Consider the following 23,849-nt stretch of genomic DNA (forward strand, 5'->3'; position numbering starts at 1 on the left):
GGCCGGGAGCCGCGAGGCGGCGGGGCAGGCTGTTGGGCCTGCCCCGCTGATACCGGCAAGGTCCGGGAATCTAGCACCTGGGCATACCGCTCGGTGCCCTGCTGCCGACGTGGCTGCCGCCCGGCTCCTTCACATGGATGCCCTTGACCACGAGCCCGTTATTGATGCTGCGCGTGCCCGAGACCTGCTTGTACCAGTTGCCGCTGGGCCAGACAACGTAGCACGTCGCCGTGATGTTGTTGCCCGGGTAGGTCCAGTGGTCACCCGAGCAGCTGCCTGGTCCACCGTAGTTGTCGCTGGATCCGTTGGCCGCCTCCATGCAGGACCGGGACTCGAGCTGCGTGCCGGCGCCGCCAACCACCAGGTCCCACTGGGTTTTCTTCGGCGGCGCAGGCGGCGGCGCACTACCGCTGCGGGCCGTCGCGGACGCGATCGTCCCGTTATCGCCGCGCGAGTTGATCGAGCGGGCCTCGATTTTATGCTGCTCGCTGTAGCCGTTGGTGTTGACGGTGCGGCTGCCGCTGTTGGCGACGTTCTGCCAGCCGCCGCCGTCGATCCGGATCTGGATCTGCTTCACGTCGTGGGTGCTCGTGTTCGGCGCGGACCAGCTGAAGGTCAGCCGCTTCTGCTCCGCGGCGCCGTTCTGGCCGGACACGTTAGGGGTCCCGGGCGCGCCGTACGGCTTGGCTGCGTTGGAGCGCGCGCTGGGGGCGCTGTTGTAGGACGCCCCGTCACTGTTGGCCACGGCCGTGACCTGCGCGGTGACGTTGGTGCCGTTGGCGAAACCGGAGACGGTCTGGCCGCTGTTGATGGCCATGGAGCGGCCGTCGCTGAACGTGGCTCGGTAGCTGACCTCGCCGGCTCGGGCGCCATTGCGCTGTGCTGCCGTCAGCTGGTTGAAGCTGATGGTCACGGAACGTCCGGCGCCGCCGGTGTTCGCCTCCTTCAGCGAGACCGACGACGGGGCCTCCGGCGCGCCGACGGCCCGGCGCGCGTTGGACTGCGGGCTGGCCTCTCCGTCGCCGGCCTTGTTCCGGGCCGTGACGGTGTAGGTGTAGTCCGTCTCCGAGTTCGGCGCCGTGATGGTCTGCGAGGTCCCGTTGACGGGCGGAAGGGTGCGCTTCAGGTTTCCGCCCTGGTACTCCCGCACGGTGTAGTCGTTGATCTCGCCGCCGTTGTTGTCCGGGGCGGCCCAACTGACCTTGAGCTGGCTCTGGTTCCCGACGGACTCCACCCGTTCGGTGGTCGGCGCGGCGACCGCGGCGGGTGGGCCGGCCGGAACCTCGGCGGCCGAGTAGGCGCTGAATTCACTCGGCTCCGGCGCCTTGTTGTGCGCCTGGACCCGAACCGTGTAGGCCTGCCCGTTCTCCAGGCCCTCCCACGTGTAGGAGGTGCCCGTCAGGCCGGTCTTCTGCAGCTGCCCGGTCGGCGGCGCCGGCGAAATCTCCAAAGTGTAGGACTCGATGGCGGATCCGTTATTGACCGGCGGCTTCCACGAGACGTCCAGCGACTTGTCGCCGAACTTCAGCTGCGGGGCTCCCGGGGTCTCCGGCCGGACGTCCGGCCGCGCGACCGCGGATTCGGCCGACGCATCGGACTCCCCCACGGCGTTCACGGCGACGACTCTGAAGGTGTATTCGCGGTCGTTGACCAGCCCGGTCAGCGTGCAGGTGGTGCTGCGGCATTCCTGGCTGAAGCCGCCGGTCCCGGTGACGCGGTAGGCCGTGATCGGCTCACCGTTGTCCGGCGGTGCGCCCCAGGAAAGCACCACGGTCTCGTCGCGGACCGAATCCACCAGCGGCGTGGTCGGCGCCTCGGGCCGCCCTCTCACCACCAGCGACACGGTCCCGGTCGCCTGCCGTGAGCCCTCCCCCGTCTTGTCCTGCACCGTGTACTCCACGGTCATCGTGCCGGAGAAGTCCGCGCCGGGAGTAACGACGACGGCGTCCCCGTCCACGCGCGCGGTACCTCCCGCTCCCGCGGTGGCGCTCACGATCTCCAACGGGGTTTCCGGGAACGGGTTCACGTCGTTGGCCAGTACCGGCACCGTGACAGGCTCGCCCTGCACGGCCTCCGGCACCTCGTCGTCGTTCGCCACCGGCAGCGGCCTGGTCGATGCCAGGGCAGAGACGGCCACCCGGCTCATGACCTTGTCCGAACGTCCGTCCGTCACGGAGACGTTGACCGCTCCGGAGGCTCCGGTCTCCACCTCGGCGTCCGCCGACACGCGCAGCACGCTCCCGTCCAGGCTCACGTCGAACCCTTCGGGAGCCCCGCCCTCCAGCGCAAACTCCAGCTTCCCCGCGTCCTCCGGGTTGGCGTCCGTCGCCAGCGGCCGCAGGTCGTACGACACCGCGTCCTCGCCCTTGGCGACCTCGACCGCGCCGGTGGTGAACTCCGGCGCAATGTTCTTCTCGGGGCCCGGGATCACGTTGGTCATCACGGTCAGTGTCGATTTCAGGCCCTCCGGATCGTCCGGCCCGGAACCGTCCGTCACCTCGAACGTGATGGAACCGCGCCCGGCGTAGTCTTCGGCGGCTGCATAACGCAGCGTCGAATCGCCGGCCACCCACTCACGGTCGGCGGTGCCGATCGCCCGGACCTTCTCCACCTCGGTGATCCGGGGCGTGCGGCCGTCCCGCACCTCGACCCGGTCGTCGAGGTCGATCGTGACTTCCTCGCCCGCCACGACGTCCACCGGGGTCGTATCCGACAACGTCGGGTACTGCTCGCCCAGCGCCGGGACCCATGCCACGGCCGTCGCCTGCAGCCCGTCCACGTCCCGCACTGTGTAGGGAATCAGCTGTGCGCTCTCCGTGAGCTCAACCCGCAGCTCCCCGCCCGCCGTGACGGACGCCGTCGGGTAGTTGCCGTTGACCAGCACGTCCATTTCCTCGGCCACGCCGTCCGGGTCCTCGTCGTTCTCCAGCACCGGCACGTCGAGCGCGGTCCGGCCCTTCGTCTCTGCCGGCTCCACCCGGTCGTCCCGGGCCACCGGCGCCAGCAGCGGCGCATCCCGGCGGACCTGGGCGGTAACCGTTCCCACGGCGGTGCCGCCGCGGCCGTCGCCGACGGTATAGCGCACGTTGACGGTGCCTTCCTCGTCAGGCGTGGTGAACCGGATCCGGCCCTTGTCCGCGGACGCTTCCAGCGACCGGGGCTCGCCGACCACGCGGTTGCCGTCCAGCCTCAGCAGGTCCCCGTCGGGGTCCGAGTCGTTCTTCAGTACGTCCACGGCGACGGCCCGGCCCGGCCGGATGACAATGCCGTCGTCCAGCGCCACGGGGTTCTGGTTGGTTTCCGCCTTCGGCGCGATCCCGACCAGGACCGTGCCGGTGTTCTCGGCCCCCAGGCGGTCCTTCACCACATAGGTGAAGGAGTCCGTGCCGGCGCCCGTCGCCGACGCCGTGTAGTCGATGTAGTTGGGCCCGGCTACCGCCGCGCCCTGTTCCGCCGCACGGCCGATCCCGTGCAGGAAGACCGAATCCCCGTCCGGGTCGATGCCGTCCAGCGGCACGGGAATCCGCACCGTCGACCCGGCGATCACGCGCGCCTCCAGGTTCTTCGGCGCCGGCTGCGAATTGGACTCATCGTCGCGCGGCAGGATGTTGATCCGCAGCTCGGCGGAATCCTTCTGGCCGGCGGAATCCACCACTTCGTACACCGCATAGACGGTCTTCGCCGTCGGTCCCGCGATGAAGCGCACCGCGCTCTCGGACGTGAAGATTTCGCCGTCCGCCTTATCCACCGTCTCGGCCAGCTCCGGTACCAGGGTGATGTCGTCGCCGTTGGGATGTGTGTCGTTGCCCAGCACGTCCACGGTCACCACGTCTCCGGCCCGCACCGTCGCCGTGTCGTTCTCCGCCTGCGGCGGCAGCAGTTTGTCCGGGCCCTTGACGGACACGACGCTGACCTCGCCGGTCGTCGAGGCAAAGCCGTTGGACACGGTGTACTTGATGCTGAGCTGCTGGTTGAGCCCCTTGACGTCGGTAATCCGCAGGATGTTGTGGTTGAGCACCTCGACGCTCACGGCGTCGCCGGAGTCGGTCTCCACACCCTGGACCACGAGCACGCCGCCCGCCGGATCGGCGTCGTTGGCCAGCACGTCCACCAGCACCTGGCCGTTCTGCGGCAGCATGGCGACGTCCCGTACCGCCACCGGCGCGCCATCGCTGGCGGAAGCGCCGACGTCGACCCGCGCCAGGCCCGTCGAGCTGGCCGGGCCGTTGGTCACCACATAGGTGAGGTAGTAGGTGCCCGGCGTATCGGAAGTGAACTTGATGGTCCCGGCGTCGTAGTCCGGCACCACCTCGGCCTTGCCCGCGCCGTCCGCCTTCGCGAGGCGCAGCCGGCCGCCGTTGGGATCGAGGTCGTTCTTCAGCGGAGTGATCTGGATCTGCTGGCCGGCGGTGGTGAAGAAGTGGTCAGCGTTGGCAACCGGCGCCAGCGCCCCGGGCGGGCGGACGTCGACCGTGATTTCGCCGTCCACCGTGTCCGTGCCGTCGGAGACCTGGACGGCAACCTTCTTCTTGCCGGCGGTCTTCCCCACGTCCTGGAAGGTCAGGAGCCCGTCCGGCCGGGTCCGCACCAGGTCCCCGTCCGCCGTGTTCTCCGCGCCGACCAGGAACAGGTCGTCGCCGTCCGGGTCCTGCCAGTCCGTGAGGATGTTCTGGCTGATTTCCTTGCCCTGCTCCAGCAGGATCGTGGTCTTGCGCTTGGCCTGCGGCGGCTCGTTGCTGCCGTCGGCGCGCACGGTGATCGTGGCGGTGGCGGTGTCCTTGCCGCCGCGGCCGTCGTTGACCTCGTACTTGAAGCTATGCCGGCCCGGCGACGCCCCGGCGTCCACCACGATCTGCAGGCCGGTCTTGTCGTAAATACTCTGCACCTCGCCGACCGGGGGCTGGTCTCCGGCCAGCGAGGCGGTCAGCACATCGCCGTCGGGATCGGAGTCGTTGTCCAGGATCGCCAGCGTCGTGGTCCGCCCGGCCCGCACGCCGAACGTATCGTCCTGTGCCACCGGCGGCCGGTTCTCCTTGGTGCGGTCCGGCAGGGTGTTGATCGGATTCTCGTCCGCCGAATCCTCGTCCTCTTCTTCGCTTTCCTGCTCCGGGGGAATCAGGTCGCTCCAGTTGTCCACCAGCTGCATGTTCTCCAGCACCAGCCAGACGTTGCCGGCGTTCACGTCATTGAGGACGACGACGTCGCGGTTCACCCGGAACACCAGCTCGGCGTTGGAGCCGATCCCCTTGATCTCCTGCGCCAGGTCGTCGGAGGGGAGCTCGCAGTCGCGGATGTAGTGCGCCGAGCCGGCCCACGCCGCGTGCAGGCAACCGTCCAGCTGGACCGGAGCGGCGGGCACTCCGGGAGCCTTTAGGCTCGTCCGGGTCGCGTCGGAACCGTCGAGCGGCTGCGTGATCAGTTCCGTTTCGGTGGCGATGGCCGCGAATCCGCTGGCCTCGCCGGACTGCTGCAGCTTCGCGCCGCGGACGTCGCCCAGCGTGGCCGTCTTGCCGCCGGGCAGGAACACCGTGCCGGACTCGGCGTCCAGCACCACGGCCTTATCGCCCACCGCAGCGATCTGCAGGTCGCCGGCCTTATCGAGGTTCTCGGCGCCGTCCTTGCCCACCTGTTCCGGCACGCCCTCTTCGTTGACGCGGTAGGTGTAGACCTCGTTGGCCTGCGGGTTCGCGACGACGACCGTGTCGTCCGGGGCCACCGTGGCCACCGCGCCCTTGGCGCCGGTCAGCACCGGTTCAGCGGTTTCCTCGCTGAAGGACCCGAGGTCGGCTGCGGCGCTGACGAAGACCTGGCCCTTGACCTTGTCCGTAATCGCAATCTGCTCCTGGCCGAACGCCACGTCGGCGCTGCCCGGAAGCTGCTGCTCGGCCTCCCTGGACATCTCGGCCACGTCCACCGGGGACAGCATGGCCTGGTCCAGGTTTTCCATGAATACGGTGGATTTGTCCTGGAGGACGTCGAAGCCGGCGCTGTTCGCCACGAAGCCCCCGTCGAGGGTCTTCGACTGATAGTTGAGGTGGCCCACCAGGCCGGCGCCGTTGTTCGTGACCCAGACACCGCCGTCGTTCAGGTCCACATCCGCCGTGGGAAAGCCCTCGTAGAAGAGCGCCCCTCCCACCACCAGGGCGCTGGCCACGGAAAACGTCGTCGTCGAAACCAGTGCCCGCTTCCGCCGGCCTTGCCCAAAGAGTCCGCTGCCCCAAGCCATATATTTCCCTGTGTGCTGCCTTTGTCGCCCGGCTGCCGGATGGGCCCGCACGGCGCGATGGTGGTGAGTGATCCGCCTACGACTATTTCACGTTTCACCCGCGCCGGTAAACCGCCGCAGATGGGGACAACTGCCCATCGGCGGCGCCTTGAGCCAGCGCAGCGCCAGGCGCACGCGCCCGGGTTATGCCGAGCGCACGCGCCCGGCGTATGCCGCGCCGGAGTCAGTCCACCACGAGGCCGGTGCCCCGGCCGTGCGCCACGGTCACCGGATGGATTTCGCCGAAGCCGCGGATGGTCCGCACTTTCTGCGGCATCAGGACAAAGCGCTCGTCCCCGGCGAGCGTGGCGGCCGTGGTGGAATCCACGAGCACGGTGCCGGGCTCGGCCAGCGAGGTCAGCCGCGATGCGAGGTTGACGGTGGGTCCGTAGATGTCGCCGAGGCGGGAGACGATCCCGCCCCACACCATGCCGACGCGCGCCGAGGGCAGCAGGTCATCGTCCGCCATCGCCTTGGCCAGCGCGAGGGAGATTTCCGCCCCGGCCTGCGGGGTCGAGGCGAGGTAGAGGACTTCGTCACCGACGGTCTTGACCAGGCGGCCGCCGCCGACCGAGATGATCTCGGCGCAGCGGTTCTCGAAGCGCTGCACCAGCTGGGCCAGCGTCTTCTCGTTCATCTGGCGGGACAGGCTGGTGTAGGAGACGAGGTCCGCGAACCCCACCGCGCGCAGCAACGGCAGGGAATCGTCGTCATGCTCCCCCGCGGCGCCCAGCCCCGCCTCCGCGCGCACGGTCAGCCGCGCCACGCCGGCGTTCAGCTGCCGCCGCCAGGAATACAGCAGCACCTTCTCCAGCGGCTCGATCAGGTCGGGCAGCTCGGTGACCAGCCGCTTGCGGGCCTCGGCGTCGGTGATGCCCAGCTGGTGCACCATTTCCTCCACCAGCGCCTCGACCTGCCAGACGACCATCCGGTCCGTCATCTGGCCGATGGACCGGGTGATGGAGATCGCCGCCTCCTCGGTCAGCCGCTCCTCCCGGACCAGGTCGATGATGGTGGTCAGCGCCTCGAGGTCCGCCTGGGTGAAGGCCACGTCCTCGTCGCCGAGGTTCGGGAAGCCCAGTGCCCGCCACAGCTTGCGCGCCGAGAGCAGCGACACACCGGCGCCGGCGGCCACCTCGCGGCGGCGCATGGTCCGTTCCGAGCCGAGCAGCCGGCGCTCCAGGGCACGGATGGCCTCGCGGTCCACCTTGGCCGGGTTCGGATCCTCGCGGACCGCGTCCTGCGCCGCCTCGACCTCCGCCTGGGGCACAATCCGCGGCATGGACAGGGTCAGCGGCTCCGGCTCATGGTGCTCGCTACTGGTCATCCCGCTTTTCCTTCCTCGCCGTACTCGGCCTGCTGCCATCTTTCCATGTCTTCTCCATCGAACCCGCCAGGGAATTCCGTCCGGGGCAGGTCTTCGATCGCCCGGACCACCAGCGCCCGGAAGCGGGCCACCTCCGGCACGTCCGGCAGGCGCCAGAACCTGCCGTAGCCCAGGTCCGCGTCCAGCCGGCCGCTGCGCAGGATGCGCTGGATCAGGTCCTGCTCGATGCGCACCGAGTAGATGGCCGCCAGCAGCACCTGCTGCTCGCTGCGCCGTCCCCAGCCGCGCCGGACAACCAGCCGCCGGCTGGTCAGCAGGTAGCGGGTGGACAACCAGCGCAGCAGCGGCACGACGCACGCCCGCAGCACCAGGAGCGCCGCCGCCACCAGCACCGCGGCGCGCAGCACCGGCTGCCAGGGCGTGATCCACTCCGGCAGGCCTGCGCGGCTGAGCCAGCCGAGCCCGAAGCCCGCGGCGCCGAGCACCACCAGCATCAGCATGAACGGCCAGAACAAGCGGCGCGCCTGCGGCCGGGCCAGCACGATGACGCGCTCTCCCGGATCCAGCTTCAGCCGCACCGCGGCCCCCGGAGCCGGTTGGTGATTGGGGGCAAATCAGGACCCTTCGAGCGGCCGCAGGTGGACGACGTCGCCCGCCGCCACCACATGTTCGGTACCGTCCGCTTCGCGTACCTTCAGGGCGCCGAAGCTGTCCAGGCCGAAGGCTTCGCCGACGATCTCCCGCCCCTGCGGCAACTGCGCGCGCACCTGCTGCCCCAGCGTCGACATCACCCGCTGGAGCCGGCTGAGCAGGCTGGTTCCGTCACTCCACTGCGCCTTGGGGTCCCCGTTCACGTCGCAGAACTGGCGGTACCGCTGGGCGAAAATCCGCAGGTAGGACATGAGCAGGATGTTGCGGTCCGTCGTCGCGCCCTTCTCCAGCGCCACCGACGTCGCCGTCGGCACGGGCAGGTCTTCGGCACTCATCGTGACGTTGAGTCCGGTGCCAATAACGACGGCGGGCGGCGAGGCATCCCCGTAGCTCGCGATCTGGGCGAGGATGCCGGAGATCTTCTTGCCGCCGACCATCACGTCGTTGGGCCATTTCACCGCGGCGTCCAGCTTGGCGTACTCGCCCAGCGCCTCGGCCAGCGACATCGCGGCCAGGAGCGAGAACCAGGCGTAGCTCTGGGTCGGGACCGGGTTGCCGGCGTGGTTGAACGGGCGCAGCAGCACGCTCACAATCACCGAAGAGCGGGGCGGGGCGGTCCACTCGCGGTCCAGCCGGCCCTTGCCGGCGGTCTGCTCCTCGGCCGCCAGGACGCTCAGGTCCGACCAGCCCACCTTGTCGGCGGCGGCCTTCTGCGCGAGGTCGCTGTTGGTCGAGCCGGTGGACTCCACCAGTTCGAGGCGCCGGTACGGGCCCAGCGGGGCACAGAGCGCATCGGTGAGACCCTCATAATCCAGCGCCGGGCGGTCAACATCGGAAAAGCTCTGGCTCATGTCATCCATCCTACGCAGAGCCGGGGCATTCTCCACCGGGGCGACGCGGCAGAATCCGGGACGGCTTGCGGAAAATGTCGGCAGCCGAAATTGTAGGATAACTACAGCCGGTACCGCCGCCCTCCTCACTAGACTTGGTGCAATGACGCCGCCGGCGGCCTGCTTTTTGTGCGAAACCTACTTAAGCCAGGTCATCCACCGCCCGGCTGCGCCGGTAATGCAGAACCCGCCCGAGAATCCGGAGAACCCATGAGCCTCGACACCGATCTTGACCGCTCGACGACCGCCGGCAAGATTGCGGAGTTCCGCCGGCGCCAGGCGGAGGCGATGATGCCGTCCGGTCAGGACGCGGTGGACAAGCAGCATGCCAGGGGCAAGCACACCGCCCGCGAGCGCATTGACCTGCTGGTCGACGAGGGCTCGTTCGTCGAGTTCGATGCGCTGGCCACCCACCGGTCCACGGCGTTCGGCATGGAGAAGAAGAAGCCCCTCGGCGACGGCGTCGTCTCGGGCTACGGCACCGTGGACGGGCGCCTGGTGGCCGTCTACAGCCAGGACTTCACCGTGTACGGCGGTTCGCTGAGCCAGGTCAACGGCGAGAAGATCGTGAAGGTCCAGGAATTCGCGCTGCGCAACGGCTGCCCGGTCATCGGGATCAACGACGGCGGCGGTGCCCGCATCCAGGAGGGCGTGGCCTCGCTGGCGATGTTCGCCGACATCTTCCGCAACAACGTAGCGGCGTCCGGCGTCATCCCGCAGATTTCGCTGATCATGGGCCCGTGCGCCGGCGGTGCCGCCTACTCCCCCGCCCTGACGGACTTCGTGGTCATGGTGGACAAGACCTCGCACATGTTCATCACCGGCCCGGATGTCATCAAGACCGTGACCGGCGAGGAAGTGGACATGGAGACCCTCGGCGGCGCCCGGCAGCACAACTCGACGACGGGCACGGCCGCCTACCTCGGGGTGGATGAAGCCGACGCCATCGAATTCGTCCGCGAGCTGCTCGACGTCCTGCCCTCCAACAACCTCACCGAGGCCCCGGCCACCGCGTTCGACGAGGAGCTCGAGCCCACGGAAGCGGACCTCGAGCTGGACACCCTCATTCCCGACTCGGCCAACCAGCCCTACGACATGCGCAGCGTGATCGAGCACATCGTCGACGACGGCCAGTTCCTGGAACTGCAGGCCCTCTACGCGCCGAACGTCATCATCGGCTACAGCCGGGTCGAAGGCCACACCGTGGGCATCGTGGCCAACCAGCCGATGCAGTTTGCCGGAACCCTGGACATCGCCGCCTCGGAAAAGGCCGCGCGGTTCGTCCGGCACTGCGATGCCTTCAACATCCCCATCCTGACGCTCGTCGATGTCCCCGGCTTCCTGCCCGGCAAGGACCAGGAGTTCAACGGCATCATCCGCCGCGGCGCCAAGCTGCTCTACGCCTACGCCGAGGCCACGGTCCCGAAGCTCACCGTGATCACGCGCAAGGCGTACGGCGGGGCGTACATCGTCATGGGTTCGAAGAAGCTCGGCGCCGACCTCAACCTTGCCTGGCCCACCGCCCAGATCGGCGTGATGGGCGCGCAGGGCGCGGTGAACATCCTGTACCGCCGCGACCTCGCCGCCGTCCAGGCCGAGGGCGGCGACGTCGAAGCGCGCCGGCAGGAGATCATCACGCAGTACGAGGATGAGCTGCTCAACCCGTACCAGGCGGCCGAACTGGGCTACCTCGACGCCGTCATCGCCCCTTCCGACACCCGGGTCCAGATTGTCCGCGGCCTGCGCGCGCTGCGCGACAAGCGGGCCACGATGCCGCACAAGAAGCACGGAAACATCCCGCTATGACCAAGACCCAGGCCCAAGCCCAAACCCATACCGCCGCCGAGGCGGCCCCGCTGTTCACCGTGGCCAAGGGGAATCCAACCCCCGAGGAACTCGCCGCGCTGACCGCCGTCGTGCTGGCCCTGCAGCCGTCCCCGGAGCCTCTCCCCGCGGCGGAGCAGCCGCGCCGGCGCAGCCCGCGGCGGCGTGAACTGCTGCGCCCCGTCGTCGCGCACGGCCCCGGCGCCTGGCGGCACACTTTCCGCTAGGGAGGCAGCCGCCGGACCGTCGCTTAACGCGGAAAGCCGGCAGCCCCCAACGTGCTGCCGGCCTCCTCGAAAGGTCGTCCGCGCCGCCCGAAACGGCCCTCCCCAAGGCCGGCGGAACGGAGTCCCAGCGCCGCGGTGCCGGACTCCGGCCGGCGGAGGACGGAGAGCCCCCCGATAGCCCCGGTTATTTGCAGCTGCAAATAACCTAAGCCGAACCACTATCGCGGTCAAGTGCTCGCTACAGTGGCTCGTATGCCCGATCCGCAGTGGCTCAGCCCCGAAGAACAGCGCGCCTGGGTTCCCCTCGCCGCGCTGCTGTTCCGGCTGCCCTCCGGCTTCGACTCCCAGCTGCAGCGGGACGAGGGCCTGACATTCGCCAGCTAGTCGGCCAGCTTGCCGCTATCGGCACCAGCCTGATCGGCGAAGACTGGGGCGAGGCCATCGATTCCGGCAGGCCGGTCGCGTCCCAATACCGCCGCAGGTGATGTGCCGCCCGCGGCCGCGTCATGGGTGCCGCCCGTTCGGGGCGGCCGCCGAATGCCGGTAGGCTCGGCCTGTGACTCACCAGACAACAGAACCCACCACGGACATCCCCGCCCGTGTCCCGTCGGCCATCGACGCCGTCGCCGACGCCTACACGGAAACCCTGCTGGAGCTGAACCCCTCGCTGGCAACGTCGCTCGGCATCCCGGGGCACGAAACGGAATACCCGGACTACTCCCCCGCCGGTGTCGAGGCCCTTGCGGAATGCGCCCGCGAGGCGCTGCGGCGGCTGGAAGACCTGGAGCCCACGGACAACACCGACCGCGTCACCCTCGACGCAATGCGCGAACGGCTGGGGCTCGACCTCGAGATCCACGAGGCCGGCCTCGATCTCGCCGAGGTCAACAACCTCGCCTCCCCCGTGCAGGACATCCGCGCCATCTTCGACCTGATGCCGCAGGCCACCATCGAGGACTGGAACCACATCGCCGGCCGCATGGCCCATGTTCCGGATGCCCTTGCGGGCTACGCCAGCTCGCTGCGCGAGGCCCGGAAGCGCGGACGGATCGCGCCCCGCCGCCAGCTGAAGACCGTGATCGAGCAGGCCACCGCCTACGCCGCGGAGGACGGTTTCTTCCAGGCCACCGCCGCCTCCGCGTCCACTAACGACGGCGAACTTCCGCAGGAATTGCGCGAGCGCCTCGCCGAAGGTGCCGGCGCGGCCCGCGAGGCTTACCGCAGGCTCGCCGCCATGATCGAAGGCGAACTGCTTCCGGAGGCCCCGGAAAAGGACGCCGTGGGGCGCGAGCACTACGCCCTGATGTCCCGGCGCTTCCTCGGTTCCGCCGTCGACCTTGAGGAGACCTACCGCTGGGGCGTCGAGGAGCTTGACCGGATCATCGCGGAGCAGGAAGCAGTCGCAGCGCAGGTCAAGCCCGGCGCCTCCATCGAGGAAGCCATGGCGCTGCTGGATGCCGACGAGGCCCGCCGGCTGCACGGCACCGAGGCGCTGCAGGCATGGATGCAGCGGCTGTCCGACAAGGCCGTCGCCGACTTGGCGGACACCCACTTCGAGATTCCGGAGCCGATGCGTCGGCTCGAGTGCATGATCGCCCCCACGCACGAGGGCGGCATCTACTACACCGGCCCCTCGGACGACTTCGCCCGGCCCGGCCGGATGTGGTGGTCCGTACCGGAGGGCGAGGACACCTTCAGCACGTGGAAGGAAACCACCACCGTCTACCACGAGGGCGTCCCCGGCCATCACCTGCAGATTGCGACGGCGACCTATCGCCGGGAGCTGCTCAACAACTGGCGGCGCAACATCTGCTGGGTGTCCGGGCACGGCGAGGGCTGGGCGCTTTACGCCGAGCGGCTCATGGACGAGCTGGGCTACCTGGCCGACCCGGGCGACCGGATGGGCATGCTGGACGGGCAGCGGATGCGCGCCGCCCGCGTGGTCTTCGACATCGGCGTCCACCTCGAACTCGAGGTTCCGGAACGCTGGGGATCGGGAACCTGGAGCCCGGAGAAGGGCTACCAGTTCCTGAAGAAGAACATCGCTATCAGCGAGGGCCAGCTGAACTTCGAGTTCACCCGGTACCTCGGCTGGCCGGGCCAGGCCCCCTCCTACAAGCTGGGCCAGCGTCTGTGGGAGCAGATCCGGGATGAGCGGCGCCGCCGCGAGGGCGCCGCCTTCGATATCAAGGCGTTCCACACGCAGGCGCTGAACATCGGTTCCGTCGGCCTGGACACGCTGCGCCGCGCCCTGCTCGGCGCGGACTCGGCGGCCCGGGACTAGCCAAACCGTTGGCCTGAAGTGGCCGGAATGGACCGCCTATCCAGCCACTTCGGGCCAGCGGATGAACCGGCAGCCGCACCCGTCGGCGAGCCGCGGACCGGCCATCGGAATCCGCTCCGGCTGCGGCATTGGTCACAGCCGGAGCGGGAATAACTTTCCCCGCCCCGCGCGGATAGCGGCCGCCGGCGCAGGAGCCGCGCACCGCCGTCGTTCGCGGCGTAACAATGCGCAACAATGCTTTTGGCCTGCTAACTTTCCGCCTCCTAGAGTCTTCGGGTGACTACCGCAACCAGCACTGAGAAGAGCGGGCGCAGGCTGCCCCGCTGGGCCACATCCTTCGGCCCCCAGATCATCGCCGCCCTCATCGCCGGCCTGGCCCTGGGCCTCGCCGCCAAGAACCTGGGCGAACCGGCGCCGGGCGAGCCGAACTGGCTCACTGAGACCCTGACCACCATCGGCTCGAGCTACATTTCGCTGCTGAAGGCCGCCGTCGTCCCGCTGATCTTCACCGCCGTGGTCAGCTCGATCGCGAACCTGCGCGCGGTCTCCAACGCCGCCCGGCTCGCCTGGAACACCCTGCTGTGGTTCGCCATCACCGCCTTCATCGCGGTCGTCATCGGCATGGGACTGGGCACCATCATGCAGCCCGGCGCCAGCGCCGCCGGCGACGTGCCCGGCGAGTACACCGGCCGCACGGGCGATTGGTGGGCCTTCCTGACCGGCCTGTTCCCGAGCAACTTCCTCGGCCTCGAGGCCACCATCAAGGCCGGCGAGACCGGCGACCTGACCACCAGCCTCGGCTTCAACGTGCTGCAGATCCTGGTCATCTCGATCGCCGTCGGCATCGCCGCGCTCAAGGTCGGCAAGGCCGCCGAGCCCTTCCTGCAGCTGAACGCCTCCGCGCTGGCCGTGATCCAGAAGGTGCTTTGGTGGATCATCCGGCTGGCCCCCATCGGTACGGTGGGCCTGATCGGCAAGGCCGTGGCGACCTACGGCTGGGACACGATGGGCTCGCTGGGCCTGTTCACGCTGTCCATCTACGTCGGCCTGGTCCTCGTGCTCTTCGTGGTCTACCCGGTGCTGGTGCGTGTCCACGGCCTGTCCGTCAAGCAGTGGTTCTCCGGCGCCTGGCCCGCCATCCAGCTGGCCTTCGTCTCCCGGTCCTCGATGGGCACCCTGCCGCTGACCCAGCGGGTGACGGAGCGCAACCTCGGCGTGCCGCGCGCCTACGCCTCCTTCGCGGTGCCGCTGGGCTCCACCACCAAGATGGACGGCTGCGCCTCGATCTACCCCGCGATCGCCGCCATCTTCGTGGCGCAGTTCTTCGGCGTGGAACTCGGATTCATGCACTACGTGCTGATCGCCGTCGTCTCCGTCCTCGGCTCCGCCGCCACGGCGGGCACCACCGGCGCCACCGTGATGCTCACGCTGACCCTGTCCACGCTGGGCCTGCCGTTGGAAGGCGTCGGCCTGCTGCTCGCCGTCGATCCGATCGTGGACATGGGCCGCACGGCCGTCAATGTCGCCGGGCAGACCCTGGTTCCGACCATCGTGGCCAAGCGGCAGGGCATCCTGGACGAGGCGCTGTTCAATGCCCGCCGCACCGGCGATCCGTTCAGCGACGACACCGAGGCTTCGGAATCCGGAACTGCCGCAGCGGAGGCAACGGAGCGGCGCCCGGAAGCGGCAGCCACGGCCTGACGCCGTCCCCGGCGAGCAGGCATCCCCCGCCCAGTCTCCCCGCCGCCCTCGCGCAGCCCCAATAAGAACGCAGGCCCGGCCGGACCCATCCGGCCGGGCCTGCGTTTCAGCGGTACGGCACGACCCCCAACGTCGAACCGGCCCGCGGCCTGGGCTGCACCCGCCCCTGAACGGCGAGGCGGGTGCTGTTACGCCCGGAATACCCGAATGTTGACAGATCAACTAACATCCAGGGGCACTTTTTTGCCGGGCGAACAGTGCGCCCGTCCGCTCCGGCACCGAGGGCCCGGCCACAGGTCCCCGGGGGCGGTTCCGCCCGGGCAGTCCCCCGGGGCAGCCCTCTCGGGCGCCGGACCTCCGCCCGTTAGGCTTGGTCCGTGACTGAACTGCACCTCATCCTCGCTTCCGCCTCGCCCGCCCGCACCAAACTGCTGACGGATGCCGGCATCGCCCACTCCGTCCTGGTCTCCGACGTAGACGAAGACGCCGTGACGGCCCGCTACGGCGTGACGGATCCGGCCGACACCGCCCTGCTGCTGGCCCGGGCCAAGGCCGAGGCCGTCGCCTCGCTCCCCGACGCGGAGGGTGCCCTGGTGCTCGGCTGCGACTCGGTCTTCGAGCTGGACGGCGAGCCGTACGGCAAGCCCTACGAGGCGGACGTCGCCCGCAGGCGCTGGCAGCGGATGAGCGGCCGGCACGGCGTCCTGCACACCGGCCACTGGCTGATCGACTGCCGTGACGTCCCCGCTGACGCGGCAGGAGACTACGAGGACGGCGAGGACACCAACGACGGCGGCACCGGCGCTACCGTTGGGGCCATCGCCTCGGCGGGGGTCTACTTCGCCCAGCTCAGCGAGGCGGAGATCGATGCCTATATCGCCACCGGGGAGCCGCTGCAGGTGGCGGGCTCCTTCACCATAGATTCGTTCGGCGGCGCCTTCATCGAAAAGGTGGACGGGGACCCGCATGCCGTCGTCGGCCTGTCCGTTTCAACCCTGCGCCGGCTGCTGTCGGACGCGGAGGTCGCCATCACGGACCTGTGGCTGCCGCGGCCGGCGGGCTGATTTGTAGGACTCCTACAAAGAATACGGCCCCAACGCGCAGAATCCGCGAGGTTATTGGGCGATACCCGCTAACGCAGGCTAGGCTCCTCAAGGATAGAAGGAGCTATGAATGACCCAGCGCATCACCAAGGTATTGATCGCCAACCGCGGTGAAATCGCCGTCCGGGTAATCCGGGCAGCACGGGATGAAGGAATTGCCTCGGTGGCCGTGTACGCCGAGCCGGACCGGGATGCGCTGCATGTCAGGCTCGCGGACGAGGCCTTCGCCCTCGGCGGCGAGACCGCTGCCGAGTCCTACCTGGTGATGGAGAAGCTGCTCGACGCCGCCCGGGCCTCCGGCGCCGACGCCGTGCACCCCGGCTACGGGTTCCTCTCCGAGAACGCGGAATTCGCCCGCCGGGTCATCGATGCCGGGCTGGTCTGGATCGGCCCCTCCCCCGAAGCGATCGCCAAACTCGGTGACAAGGTGCGGGCCCGCCACATCGCCGAGAAGGTGGGCGCGCCGCTGGTCGCCGGCACGGCCGATCCGGTCAAAGACGTCGCCGAGGTGCTGGAATTCGCGGACGCCTACGGCCTCCCGCTGGCCATCAAAGCGGCCTACGGCGGCGGCGGGCGCGGCATCAAGGTCGTGCGCGACCGCGACGACATCCCCGAGGCCTACGAGTCCGCCGTGCGCGAAGCCACCGCGGCGTTCGGCCGCGGCGAATGCTTCGTGGAGCGCTTCCTCGACGCCCCGCGCCACGTCGAAACCCAGTGCCTGGCCGATGCCCACGGCAACGTCGTCGTCGTCTCCACGCGCGACTGCTCCCTGCAGCGGCGCAACCAGAAACTGGTCGAAGAGGCTCCGGCACCGTTCCTCAGCCCGGAGCAGGAGTACAACCTGTACGAGGCATCCAAGGCCATCCTGCTCGAGGCCCACTACCAGGGCGCCGGCACCTGCGAGTTCCTGGTCGGCCAGGACGGCACCATCTCCTTCCTCGAGGTCAATACCCGCCTCCAGGTCGAGCACACGGTCAGCGAGGAAGTGGCCGGAGTGGACCTGGTCCGCGAGCAGTTCCGGGTGGCGCGCGGCGAGGAGCTCGGCTACGACGACCCGGAAATCCGCGGCCACTCCTTCGAGTTCCGCATCAACGGCGAGGACCCCGGCCGCAACTTCATGCCCGCACCGGGCACCGTGGAAACTCTGAAGCTCCCCACCGGCCCCGGCGTGCGCGTCGACTCCGGCATCGAGGCCGGCGAGGTTGTCGGCGGCAACTTCGACTCCATGCTCGCCAAGCTCATCGTCACGGGCGCCAACCGCACCCAGGCCCTGGAGCGGTCCCGGCGCGCCCTGGCGGAAATGGAAGTCGGCGGCCTGCCCACCGTGCTGCCGTTCCACCGCGCCGTGGTGGCAGATCCGGACTTCGCGCCCGCGGACTCCGAGGAGCCGTTCAGCGTGCACACCCGCTGGATCGAAACCGAGTTCGTGAACGACATCCCGGCCTTTGCCGGCGGTCCGGCGGTCCAGGAAGATGACGACCGCCAGCGCGTCACTGTCGAGGTCGGCGGCAAGCGGCTGGAGGTCGTGCTGCCGGCAGGCCTGGCCGCTTCCTCGCCAACCCGGGCCAACGGCAAGCCGCGGCGTGCCCGGGGCCGCTCGGCGTCGGCCGCCGGAGCGGCCAGCGGCGATGACCTGTCGTCGCCCATGCAGGGCACCATCGTCAAAGTCGCCGTCAGCGACGGCGACACGGTCGCGGAAGGCGACCTCGTCGTCGTACTGGAAGCCATGAAGATGGAGCAGCCGCTGACCGCGCACAAGGCCGGCACCATTTCCGGTTTGAGCGCCATGCCCGGCGACACCGTTTCCGCCGGCGCCGTCCTGGCCGCGATCATCGACTGAGCCTTTACGCCTGCGCCGTCGAGGCCTGCCGCCCTTCTTAGGTGGCGGGCCTCATTGCATATGCGGGCGGGGGTTCAGCCCCGCCCGGGAGCCCCTGCCGGCCCTCAACGCGCGGCACATCGCAATCGCGCCCGGTGTTCGCCTTGGGCAGAAATTCCACAAGGATAAATCCATACAATAAGCATGCTTTGTTGTACCGTTGGTCTTGGTAAGGGAAATAACCGGCACCCGCCGGTGGCCATTATCACCGTAAGGAGATATGCACCATGGGATTTCTTGCTTTTCTTATCCTCGGGCTCATCGCCGGAGCAATTGCGAAGCTGATCCTGCCCGGTGACCAGGGCGGTGGCTGGATCGCCACTCTGGTACTGGGTGTCATCGGAGCACTGCTGGGCGGCTGGATCGGAGGCGCGGTTGCAGGCGCCGAGATGAACGAGTTCTTCAGCCTCACCACCTGGCTCTGGGCCATCATCGGCTCGCTGATCGTCCTGGTCATCTGGGGCTTCATCACCAAGCGCCGGGCAACCTAACCCTTCAACCGACCGCCGCGGCTTCGGCCGCGCCCTAACAGCACAAGGCCCGCAGTTCCCTACCGGAACTGCGGGCCTTGTGCTGTTCTAGCCGGGTCAGGCGGGAATCAGCTGCTGACGCCCTCGTAGTCCATATCCTTGGTCTCCTTGCTCAGGAGCAGGGACACCAGCGTGAGGACGGCGGCGCCGCTGAGGTACACGCCCACCAGCACGGTGCTGCCGCCGGCGGCCTGCCAGAGTGCCACGGCAACGAACGGTGCCAGTGCCGCACCCAGGATCGAGGAGAAGTTGTAGGCCACGGCCGAGCCGGTGTACCGGACGTTGGTCGGGAACAGCTCCGGCAGGATGGCGCCCATCGGGCCGAAGGTCAGGCCCATCAGGGTGAAGCCGAGGATCAGGTGGAACATGGCGCCCGGGAATCCGGCATTGAACAGCGGCACCCACAGGAAGCCGAAAACGAAGATGCCCAGCGTCACCGCGATCAGGGTCTTCTTCCGGCCGAACTTTTCCGCCAGCGGACCGGCCACCAGGGTGAAGATGCCGAAGAACACCACGCCGACAATCAGCATCAGCAGGAAGTCGTTGCGGGCGTAGCCCAGGCCCTCGGTGAAGGTGGAGGGGTCGAACGCCTTGCCCGCGGCCTCGGCCTTCGCGGCGGCTTCCTCGGGGGTCCGCGCGGCGGTGCCGTAGGAGAGCGTGAAGGTGGTCATCAGGTAGAAGAGCACGTAGGTGGCCAGCATGATGAAGGTACCCAGGATGAGCTGGCGCCAGCTGACCTTGAAGACGCGGCCGAGCGGAAGCTTGGTGACCTCGCCCTTGTCCATAACCTTCTGGAACGCCGGCGTTTCCACCAGCTTCAGCCGGACCCACAGGCCGATGATCACCATGATGGCGCTGGCCAGGAACGGAATGCGCCAGCCCCACGCCATGAACTGGTCATTCGTCAGATTGATGCTCAGCAGCAGGAACAGGCTGTTGGCGATGATGAAGCCGATCGGCGCGCCGAGCTGGGGGAACGTGCCGTAGATGGCGCGCTTGTTGGCGGGCGCGTTCTCGGTGGCCAGCAGCGCGGCGCCGCTCCACTCCCCGCCGAGCGCGAGCCCCTGGGCGAACCGCATCAGGACCAGCAGGGCCGGAGCCCAGAAAGCCCAGCCGGTCACCTGCGCCGTGGGCAGGCAGCCGATCAGGAAGGTGGCGATACCCATCGTCAGCAGGGAGGCAACCAGCGTCCCCTTGCGGCCGTGCCGGTCACCGAAGTGGCCGAAGAGGATGGAGCCCAGCGGTCGGGCAACGAAGGCCACGCCGAAGACGGCGAAGGAGCTCAGGAGTGCGTAGATGCCCTCCGAGTTCGGGAAGAACAGGGCGGGGAACACGAGGACCGCCGCCGTGGCGTAGACATAGAAGTCGTAGAACTCGACGGATGTGCCGATCAGGCTCGCAACGATGACCCGGCCGCGCGAGTTCGCGGGTGCGGTGGCTGCGTTCGATGCAGCGGTTGCTGGAGTGGACATAAGGGGTTGCTTTCGATGGAAAAGTATGAATATCGCCCATAATGCTACTCCCGAGCGTCCAGCATCCGGATTTCTGTCTCGAAATATGGACGGCGGTGGCGCGCGCGGGATTGTCCCCCTAAGTTGCCCTCCCCGCGCTGCCAGCCGGCTTAGCCCGTTGTTGGGCTTGCCGCCCGGGACAGTGCCTAGAGTTGAGGATGTGGCGGCAGGAGAAGCGGCGCAGAACGACGGCGGACGGCCGGGACAGCGTGCCGGGGTGGGCCGCGCCCGCTACGGCCGGGAACCCTACGTCCGGGCAACCGTCTGCAGCGAAACAGGCGAAACAGTGGACGCCAAGGCCATCTCCTGGACCCCGACCGACGTCCAGCTCAAGTGGGTGGACGCCGGCGGCTCGACGCGGACCCGGTGGGTACCGGCGTCGGCGGTCCGGCGGATCAGCCGGGACGAATCCGCTTGGCGGGACCCCTACGACGATTACGGCTTCTACTACCCCGACGCCGCCGGCACTCCCCCGCGCCCTGCCGCACCGCCGGCGGATCCGCCCGATGCGGCAGAATAGGTTCAGTGACTGACTTGCCCCGCCCTGCCGCACCCGACGCGAAGCCCGCCGCCGCTTCCGTAACGCCCGCCCTCGATCCGGCCCGCCTGGCCGCGCGCATCTACGCGCAGATAGCGGAGGAACTCGGCGTCAAGCCGTGGCAGGTGAAGGCGGCCGTGGAACTGCTCGACGGCGGTTCCACCGTTCCGTTCATCGCCCGCTACCGCAAAGAGGTCACGGGGACGCTGGACGACGCCCAGCTGCGCGACCTTGAAGAGCGGCTGCGCTACCTGCGCGAGCTCGAGGACCGCCGGCAAAGCGTGCTGGAGAGCATCGCACAGCAGGGGAAGCTGACGGCCGAGCTGGAAGCCAGCATCAACGCCGCCGAGACGAAGGCCCGGCTGGAAGACATCTACCTGCCCTTCAAGTCCAAGCGGCGGACCAAGGCGCAGATCGCGCGCGAGGCCGGCCTCGAACCGCTGGCCGACGCGCTGCTGGCCGACCCGGGCCTCGACCCGGAAGCCGCCGCCGGCGGCTACCTGAATCCCGAGCATGCCGTCAACGATCCGGCGGAAGCGCTGGCCGGGGCGCGCGCCATCCTGGTCGAACGCGTCAGCCAGGACGCGGACCTGGTCAGCGAACTGCGCGAGCGGGTCTGGACGCAGGGCCGCGTCCGCGCGCAGGTCCGGGAAGGCATGGAGGCCGAGGGGCAGAAGTTCGCCGACTACTTCGACTTCGCCCAGCTGCCCTCCGAACTGCCGTCGCACCGCGTGCTGGCGCTGCTGCGCGGCGAAAAGGAAGGCGTGTTGGAACTGAACATCGCCGAAGCGGATGCCGCCGACCAGGAGGAGTACGCCGCGGCCCGCGCCCGGTTCGAGGGCAGCGTCGCCCGGGCCCTCGGCGTCGCCGACCGCGGCCGGCCCGCGGACAAGTGGCTGATGCAGACCGCGCAGCTGGGCTGGCGCCGCATCCTCGTAAAGCTGGCTATCGACCTGCGCGTCCGGCTCTTCACCGGCGCCGAGGACGAAGCCGTCCGGATCTTCGCCGCCAACCTGCGCGACGTGCTGCTGGCCGCGCCGGCCGGCAACCGGGCCACCCTGGGCCTCGACCCGGGCCTGCGCACGGGCGTGAAGGTCGCCGTCGTCAATGGCACCGGCAAAGTGGTGGCCACCAGCACCATCTACCCCCACGCCCCGGCGAAGAAGTGGGACGACGCGCTGGCGACGCTGGCCCGGTTGTGCGAACAGCACCAGGTGGACCTCGTCGCGATCGGCAACGGCACGGCGTCGCGCGAAACGGACAAGCTGGCCACTGAGCTGATCAGGCTGATGGCGCCCAAGCAGAAACTGCAGAAGCTCGTGGTGTCCGAGGCCGGGGCTTCGGTGTACTCCGCCTCCGCGCTGGCATCGGCGGAACTGCCGGAACTGGATGTCTCGCTGCGCGGGGCGGTATCGATCGCCCGGCGACTGCAGGACCCGCTGGCCGAACTGGTCAAGATTGATCCGAAGTCCATCGGCGTCGGCCAGTACCAGCACGACGTCACGGCGAACAAGCTGGAGCGGTCGCTGGACGCCGTCGTCGAAGACTGCGTGAACGCCGTCGGCGTGGACGTGAACACCGCATCGCCGGCGCTGCTGGCCCGGGTGGCCGGCGTGGGTCCCTTGCTCAGCGGGAACATCGTGGCATACCGCGACGAGAACGGACCGTTCGCCAAGCGCTCGGATCTGAAGAAGGTGCCGCGGCTGGGCGCCAAGGCCTTCGAACAGTGTGCCGGCTTCCTGCGGATCACCGGCGGCGCCGAACCGCTGGATTCCTCCAGCGTCCACCCGGAGGCCTACGGCGTCGCCCGCAAGGTGCTGGCCGCCGCGGGCGCCGCTGCGGCGGACGTGCCCCGCGGGCTGGGCTCGCTGGCGGCCCTGGATCCGCAGGAGTTCGTCGACGAGCAGTTCGGCCTGCCAACGGTCAAGGACATCATGTCCGAACTGGAGAAGCCCGGGCGCGACCCGCGGCCTGTCTTCACCACCGCGAGCTTCTCCGAGGGCGTCGAAAAGATCTCCGACCTGAAGCCCGGTATGGTCCTGGAAGGGACCGTGACCAACGTGGCCGCCTTCGGCGCCTTCGTGGACGTCGGAGTCCACCAGGACGGCCTGGTGCATATCTCCGCCATGTCCAACAAGTTCGTGTCCAACCCGCACGAGGTGGTCAAGTCCGGCCAGGTCGTCAAGGTCAAGGTGCTGGAAGCGGACCCGGACCGCAAGCGCATCTCGCTCAGCCTCCGCCTCGACGACGAGGCCGCCGCCGAGGGCGGCGCTCGGCAGGGCCAGCGCAACGGCGCCCGCCCCGGCGCGGATCCGGGCGGGAAGCGCAGGGATGACGCCGGGCGGAACCGCGGAGGCGACCGGGGCCGGAACCGCGGAGGCGAACCGCAGCAGGGTCGGCGCGGCAACGGCGGACGCCAGCAGCCGCAGCAGGGCGGCGGCAACCGCCGCAGCAGCAATAAAACTGCCGACACCGCGATGGCCGAGGCGCTCCGCCGGGCCGGCCTGGGCAAGTAGGAGCAAGGGCCGGACGGCTCGCGTCCCAGCCATTTTCCATCCTTTTGGGGCTACGTTGCGTACCTGGGCGGGTCCGCCGGACCCGGCGGCAGCGGAGGGGGCTCGGGCCGATGCATCGGATCCTGTGCGGAATACGCGGAGCATGGGTCGGCGCGGCCCTGCTCCTGCTTGTGTCGGGCTGTGCCGGCGGCGCCGAGCCGCAGCGCCTGGAAGCCCCCGCAGCGGCACCTTCCCCGCCGCCTGAGCCGCAGCGTGCGGAGGCGGCGCCCGCGGCGAGGGCCGTCCCGGGCCCGGTGGTAACCCGCGGCATGGAGCGCAACATCGTGCTCGAGGGGCAGGACGTCCGGCTGCACTGCGATGATGGCGGCAGCATCGATATCGAAGCCAGCCGCGTCATCCTCGTGGTGACCGGCCACTGCCAGGAGATCGAAGTCATGGGCGCCAACGTCACGGTCACAGCGGAGGCCTTGGACGAACTCGACATCTCGGGCAACGGCAACACCATCGACGCCGCGGAGGCCGCCGAGCTGAAGGTTGAGGGCGACGCCAACTCGGTCACGCTCGGCAGCGTTGGCGAGGTGGACGCGGCGGGCAGTGCCAATG

At 69.1% G+C, this 23,849-nt stretch carries 16 protein-coding genes; 11 read left to right on the forward strand and 5 right to left on the reverse strand.

Translation table 11 applies throughout. From position 1 onward, the window contains the following. Window positions 1-70: 70 nt before the first annotated feature. From AHIS1636_RS15525 to AHIS1636_RS15540, 4 genes are all read right to left on the reverse strand, one after another. Entirely contained in the window at window positions 71-6,226 is a 6,156-nt protein-coding gene (locus AHIS1636_RS15525; RefSeq protein ID WP_264796749.1) for an Ig-like domain-containing protein, read from the reverse strand. A 223-nt stretch (window positions 6,227-6,449) separates the two neighbouring features. Then, window positions 6,450-7,592, reverse strand: a complete 1,143-nt coding sequence (locus tag AHIS1636_RS15530) for an adenylate/guanylate cyclase domain-containing protein (protein ID WP_264796750.1) — start codon at window positions 7,590-7,592, stop codon at window positions 6,450-6,452. Continuing rightward, window positions 7,589-8,170, reverse strand: a complete 582-nt coding sequence (locus AHIS1636_RS15535) for a PH domain-containing protein (RefSeq protein ID WP_264796751.1) — start codon at window positions 8,168-8,170, stop codon at window positions 7,589-7,591. The genes AHIS1636_RS15530 and AHIS1636_RS15535 overlap by 4 nt, the downstream gene beginning before the upstream one ends. Window positions 8,171-8,206: 36 nt before the next feature. Continuing rightward, window positions 8,207-9,094 (reverse strand): biotin--[acetyl-CoA-carboxylase] ligase, encoded by an 888-nt coding sequence (locus tag AHIS1636_RS15540; protein WP_264796752.1) that lies wholly within the window; start codon window positions 9,092-9,094, stop codon window positions 8,207-8,209. Window positions 9,095-9,343: 249 nt separating this feature from the next. On the opposite strand from AHIS1636_RS15540, the gene AHIS1636_RS15545 reads away from it, so the two are divergent. The 8 genes from AHIS1636_RS15545 (at window position 9,344) to AHIS1636_RS15580 (ending at window position 18,642) form a co-directional block, all read left to right on the forward strand. Continuing rightward, entirely contained in the window at window positions 9,344-10,939 is a 1,596-nt protein-coding gene (locus AHIS1636_RS15545) for an acyl-CoA carboxylase subunit beta (protein WP_264796753.1), read from the forward strand. After that, window positions 10,936-11,184, forward strand: coding sequence for an acyl-CoA carboxylase subunit epsilon (locus AHIS1636_RS15550; RefSeq protein ID WP_264796754.1), 249 nt, complete (start codon window positions 10,936-10,938; stop codon window positions 11,182-11,184). The genes AHIS1636_RS15545 and AHIS1636_RS15550 overlap by 4 nt, the downstream gene beginning before the upstream one ends. Before the next feature lie 252 nt (window positions 11,185-11,436). Continuing rightward, window positions 11,437-11,568 carry a hypothetical protein gene (locus AHIS1636_RS15555; RefSeq protein ID WP_264796755.1) on the forward strand — a complete coding sequence of 44 codons (132 nt, stop codon included), beginning with the start codon at window positions 11,437-11,439 and terminating at the stop codon, window positions 11,566-11,568. 172 nt (window positions 11,569-11,740) lie between these two features. Then, window positions 11,741-13,468 carry a DUF885 domain-containing protein gene (locus AHIS1636_RS15560; RefSeq protein ID WP_264796756.1) on the forward strand — a complete coding sequence of 576 codons (1,728 nt, stop codon included), beginning with the start codon at window positions 11,741-11,743 and terminating at the stop codon, window positions 13,466-13,468. A gap of 276 nt (window positions 13,469-13,744) precedes the next feature. After that, window positions 13,745-15,169, forward strand: coding sequence for a dicarboxylate/amino acid:cation symporter (locus tag AHIS1636_RS15565; RefSeq protein WP_264796757.1), 1,425 nt, complete (start codon window positions 13,745-13,747; stop codon window positions 15,167-15,169). 377 nt (window positions 15,170-15,546) lie between these two features. Beyond that, on the forward strand, window positions 15,547-16,233 hold the full coding sequence (locus AHIS1636_RS15570) for a Maf family protein (RefSeq protein WP_264796758.1): 687 nt from the start codon (window positions 15,547-15,549) through the stop codon (window positions 16,231-16,233). Window positions 16,234-16,342: 109 nt separating this feature from the next. After that, entirely contained in the window at window positions 16,343-18,112 is a 1,770-nt protein-coding gene (locus AHIS1636_RS15575; protein ID WP_264796759.1) for an acetyl/propionyl/methylcrotonyl-CoA carboxylase subunit alpha, read from the forward strand. Between the two features lie 266 nt (window positions 18,113-18,378). Then, a complete protein-coding gene (locus AHIS1636_RS15580) occupies window positions 18,379-18,642 on the forward strand; it encodes a GlsB/YeaQ/YmgE family stress response membrane protein (protein WP_005275018.1) in 264 nt (87 codons plus the stop codon). 107 nt (window positions 18,643-18,749) lie between these two features. On the opposite strand, the gene AHIS1636_RS15585 is transcribed toward AHIS1636_RS15580, so the two are convergent. Then, window positions 18,750-20,153, reverse strand: coding sequence for an MFS transporter (locus tag AHIS1636_RS15585; protein WP_264796760.1), 1,404 nt, complete (start codon window positions 20,151-20,153; stop codon window positions 18,750-18,752). A gap of 199 nt (window positions 20,154-20,352) precedes the next feature. Between AHIS1636_RS15585 and AHIS1636_RS15590 the strand changes: the two genes are divergently transcribed. The 3 genes from AHIS1636_RS15590 to AHIS1636_RS15600 all read left to right on the forward strand — a co-directional run. Then, the gene (locus AHIS1636_RS15590) at window positions 20,353-20,712 is read left to right on the forward strand and encodes a hypothetical protein (RefSeq protein ID WP_264796761.1); all 360 of its coding nucleotides are present in this window, start codon (window positions 20,353-20,355) and stop codon (window positions 20,710-20,712) included. 5 nt (window positions 20,713-20,717) lie between these two features. Beyond that, window positions 20,718-23,246 carry a Tex family protein gene (locus AHIS1636_RS15595; protein ID WP_275116382.1) on the forward strand — a complete coding sequence of 843 codons (2,529 nt, stop codon included), beginning with the start codon at window positions 20,718-20,720 and terminating at the stop codon, window positions 23,244-23,246. Window positions 23,247-23,554: 308 nt separating this feature from the next. After that, a partial coding sequence (locus AHIS1636_RS15600) for a DUF3060 domain-containing protein (RefSeq protein WP_264796762.1) occupies window positions 23,555-23,849 on the forward strand: 295 nt, incomplete at its 3' end.

Origin of the sequence: Arthrobacter mangrovi (assembly GCF_026011795.1) — a bacterium.
Taxonomy (GTDB): domain Bacteria; phylum Actinomycetota; class Actinomycetes; order Actinomycetales; family Micrococcaceae; genus Crystallibacter; species Crystallibacter mangrovi.

What these genes read in the sequence shown, in the direction of transcription:
- AHIS1636_RS15525 (WP_264796749.1), bottom strand. Translation starts at nt 6,226, where the DNA reads ATGGCTTGGGGCAGCGGACTCTTTGGGCAAGGCCGGCGGAAGCGGGCA.
- AHIS1636_RS15555 (WP_264796755.1), top strand. Translation starts at nt 11,437, where the DNA reads ATGCCCGATCCGCAGTGGCTCAGCCCCGAAGAACAGCGCGCCTGGGTT.
- AHIS1636_RS15545 (WP_264796753.1), top strand. Translation starts at nt 9,344, where the DNA reads ATGAGCCTCGACACCGATCTTGACCGCTCGACGACCGCCGGCAAGATT.
- AHIS1636_RS15585 (WP_264796760.1), bottom strand. Translation starts at nt 20,153, where the DNA reads ATGTCCACTCCAGCAACCGCTGCATCGAACGCAGCCACCGCACCCGCG.
- AHIS1636_RS15540 (WP_264796752.1), bottom strand. Translation starts at nt 9,094, where the DNA reads ATGAGCCAGAGCTTTTCCGATGTTGACCGCCCGGCGCTGGATTATGAG.
- AHIS1636_RS15580 (WP_005275018.1), top strand. Translation starts at nt 18,379, where the DNA reads ATGGGATTTCTTGCTTTTCTTATCCTCGGGCTCATCGCCGGAGCAATT.
- AHIS1636_RS15530 (WP_264796750.1), bottom strand. Translation starts at nt 7,592, where the DNA reads ATGACCAGTAGCGAGCACCATGAGCCGGAGCCGCTGACCCTGTCCATG.
- AHIS1636_RS15575 (WP_264796759.1), top strand. Translation starts at nt 16,343, where the DNA reads ATGACCCAGCGCATCACCAAGGTATTGATCGCCAACCGCGGTGAAATC.
- AHIS1636_RS15550 (WP_264796754.1), top strand. Translation starts at nt 10,936, where the DNA reads ATGACCAAGACCCAGGCCCAAGCCCAAACCCATACCGCCGCCGAGGCG.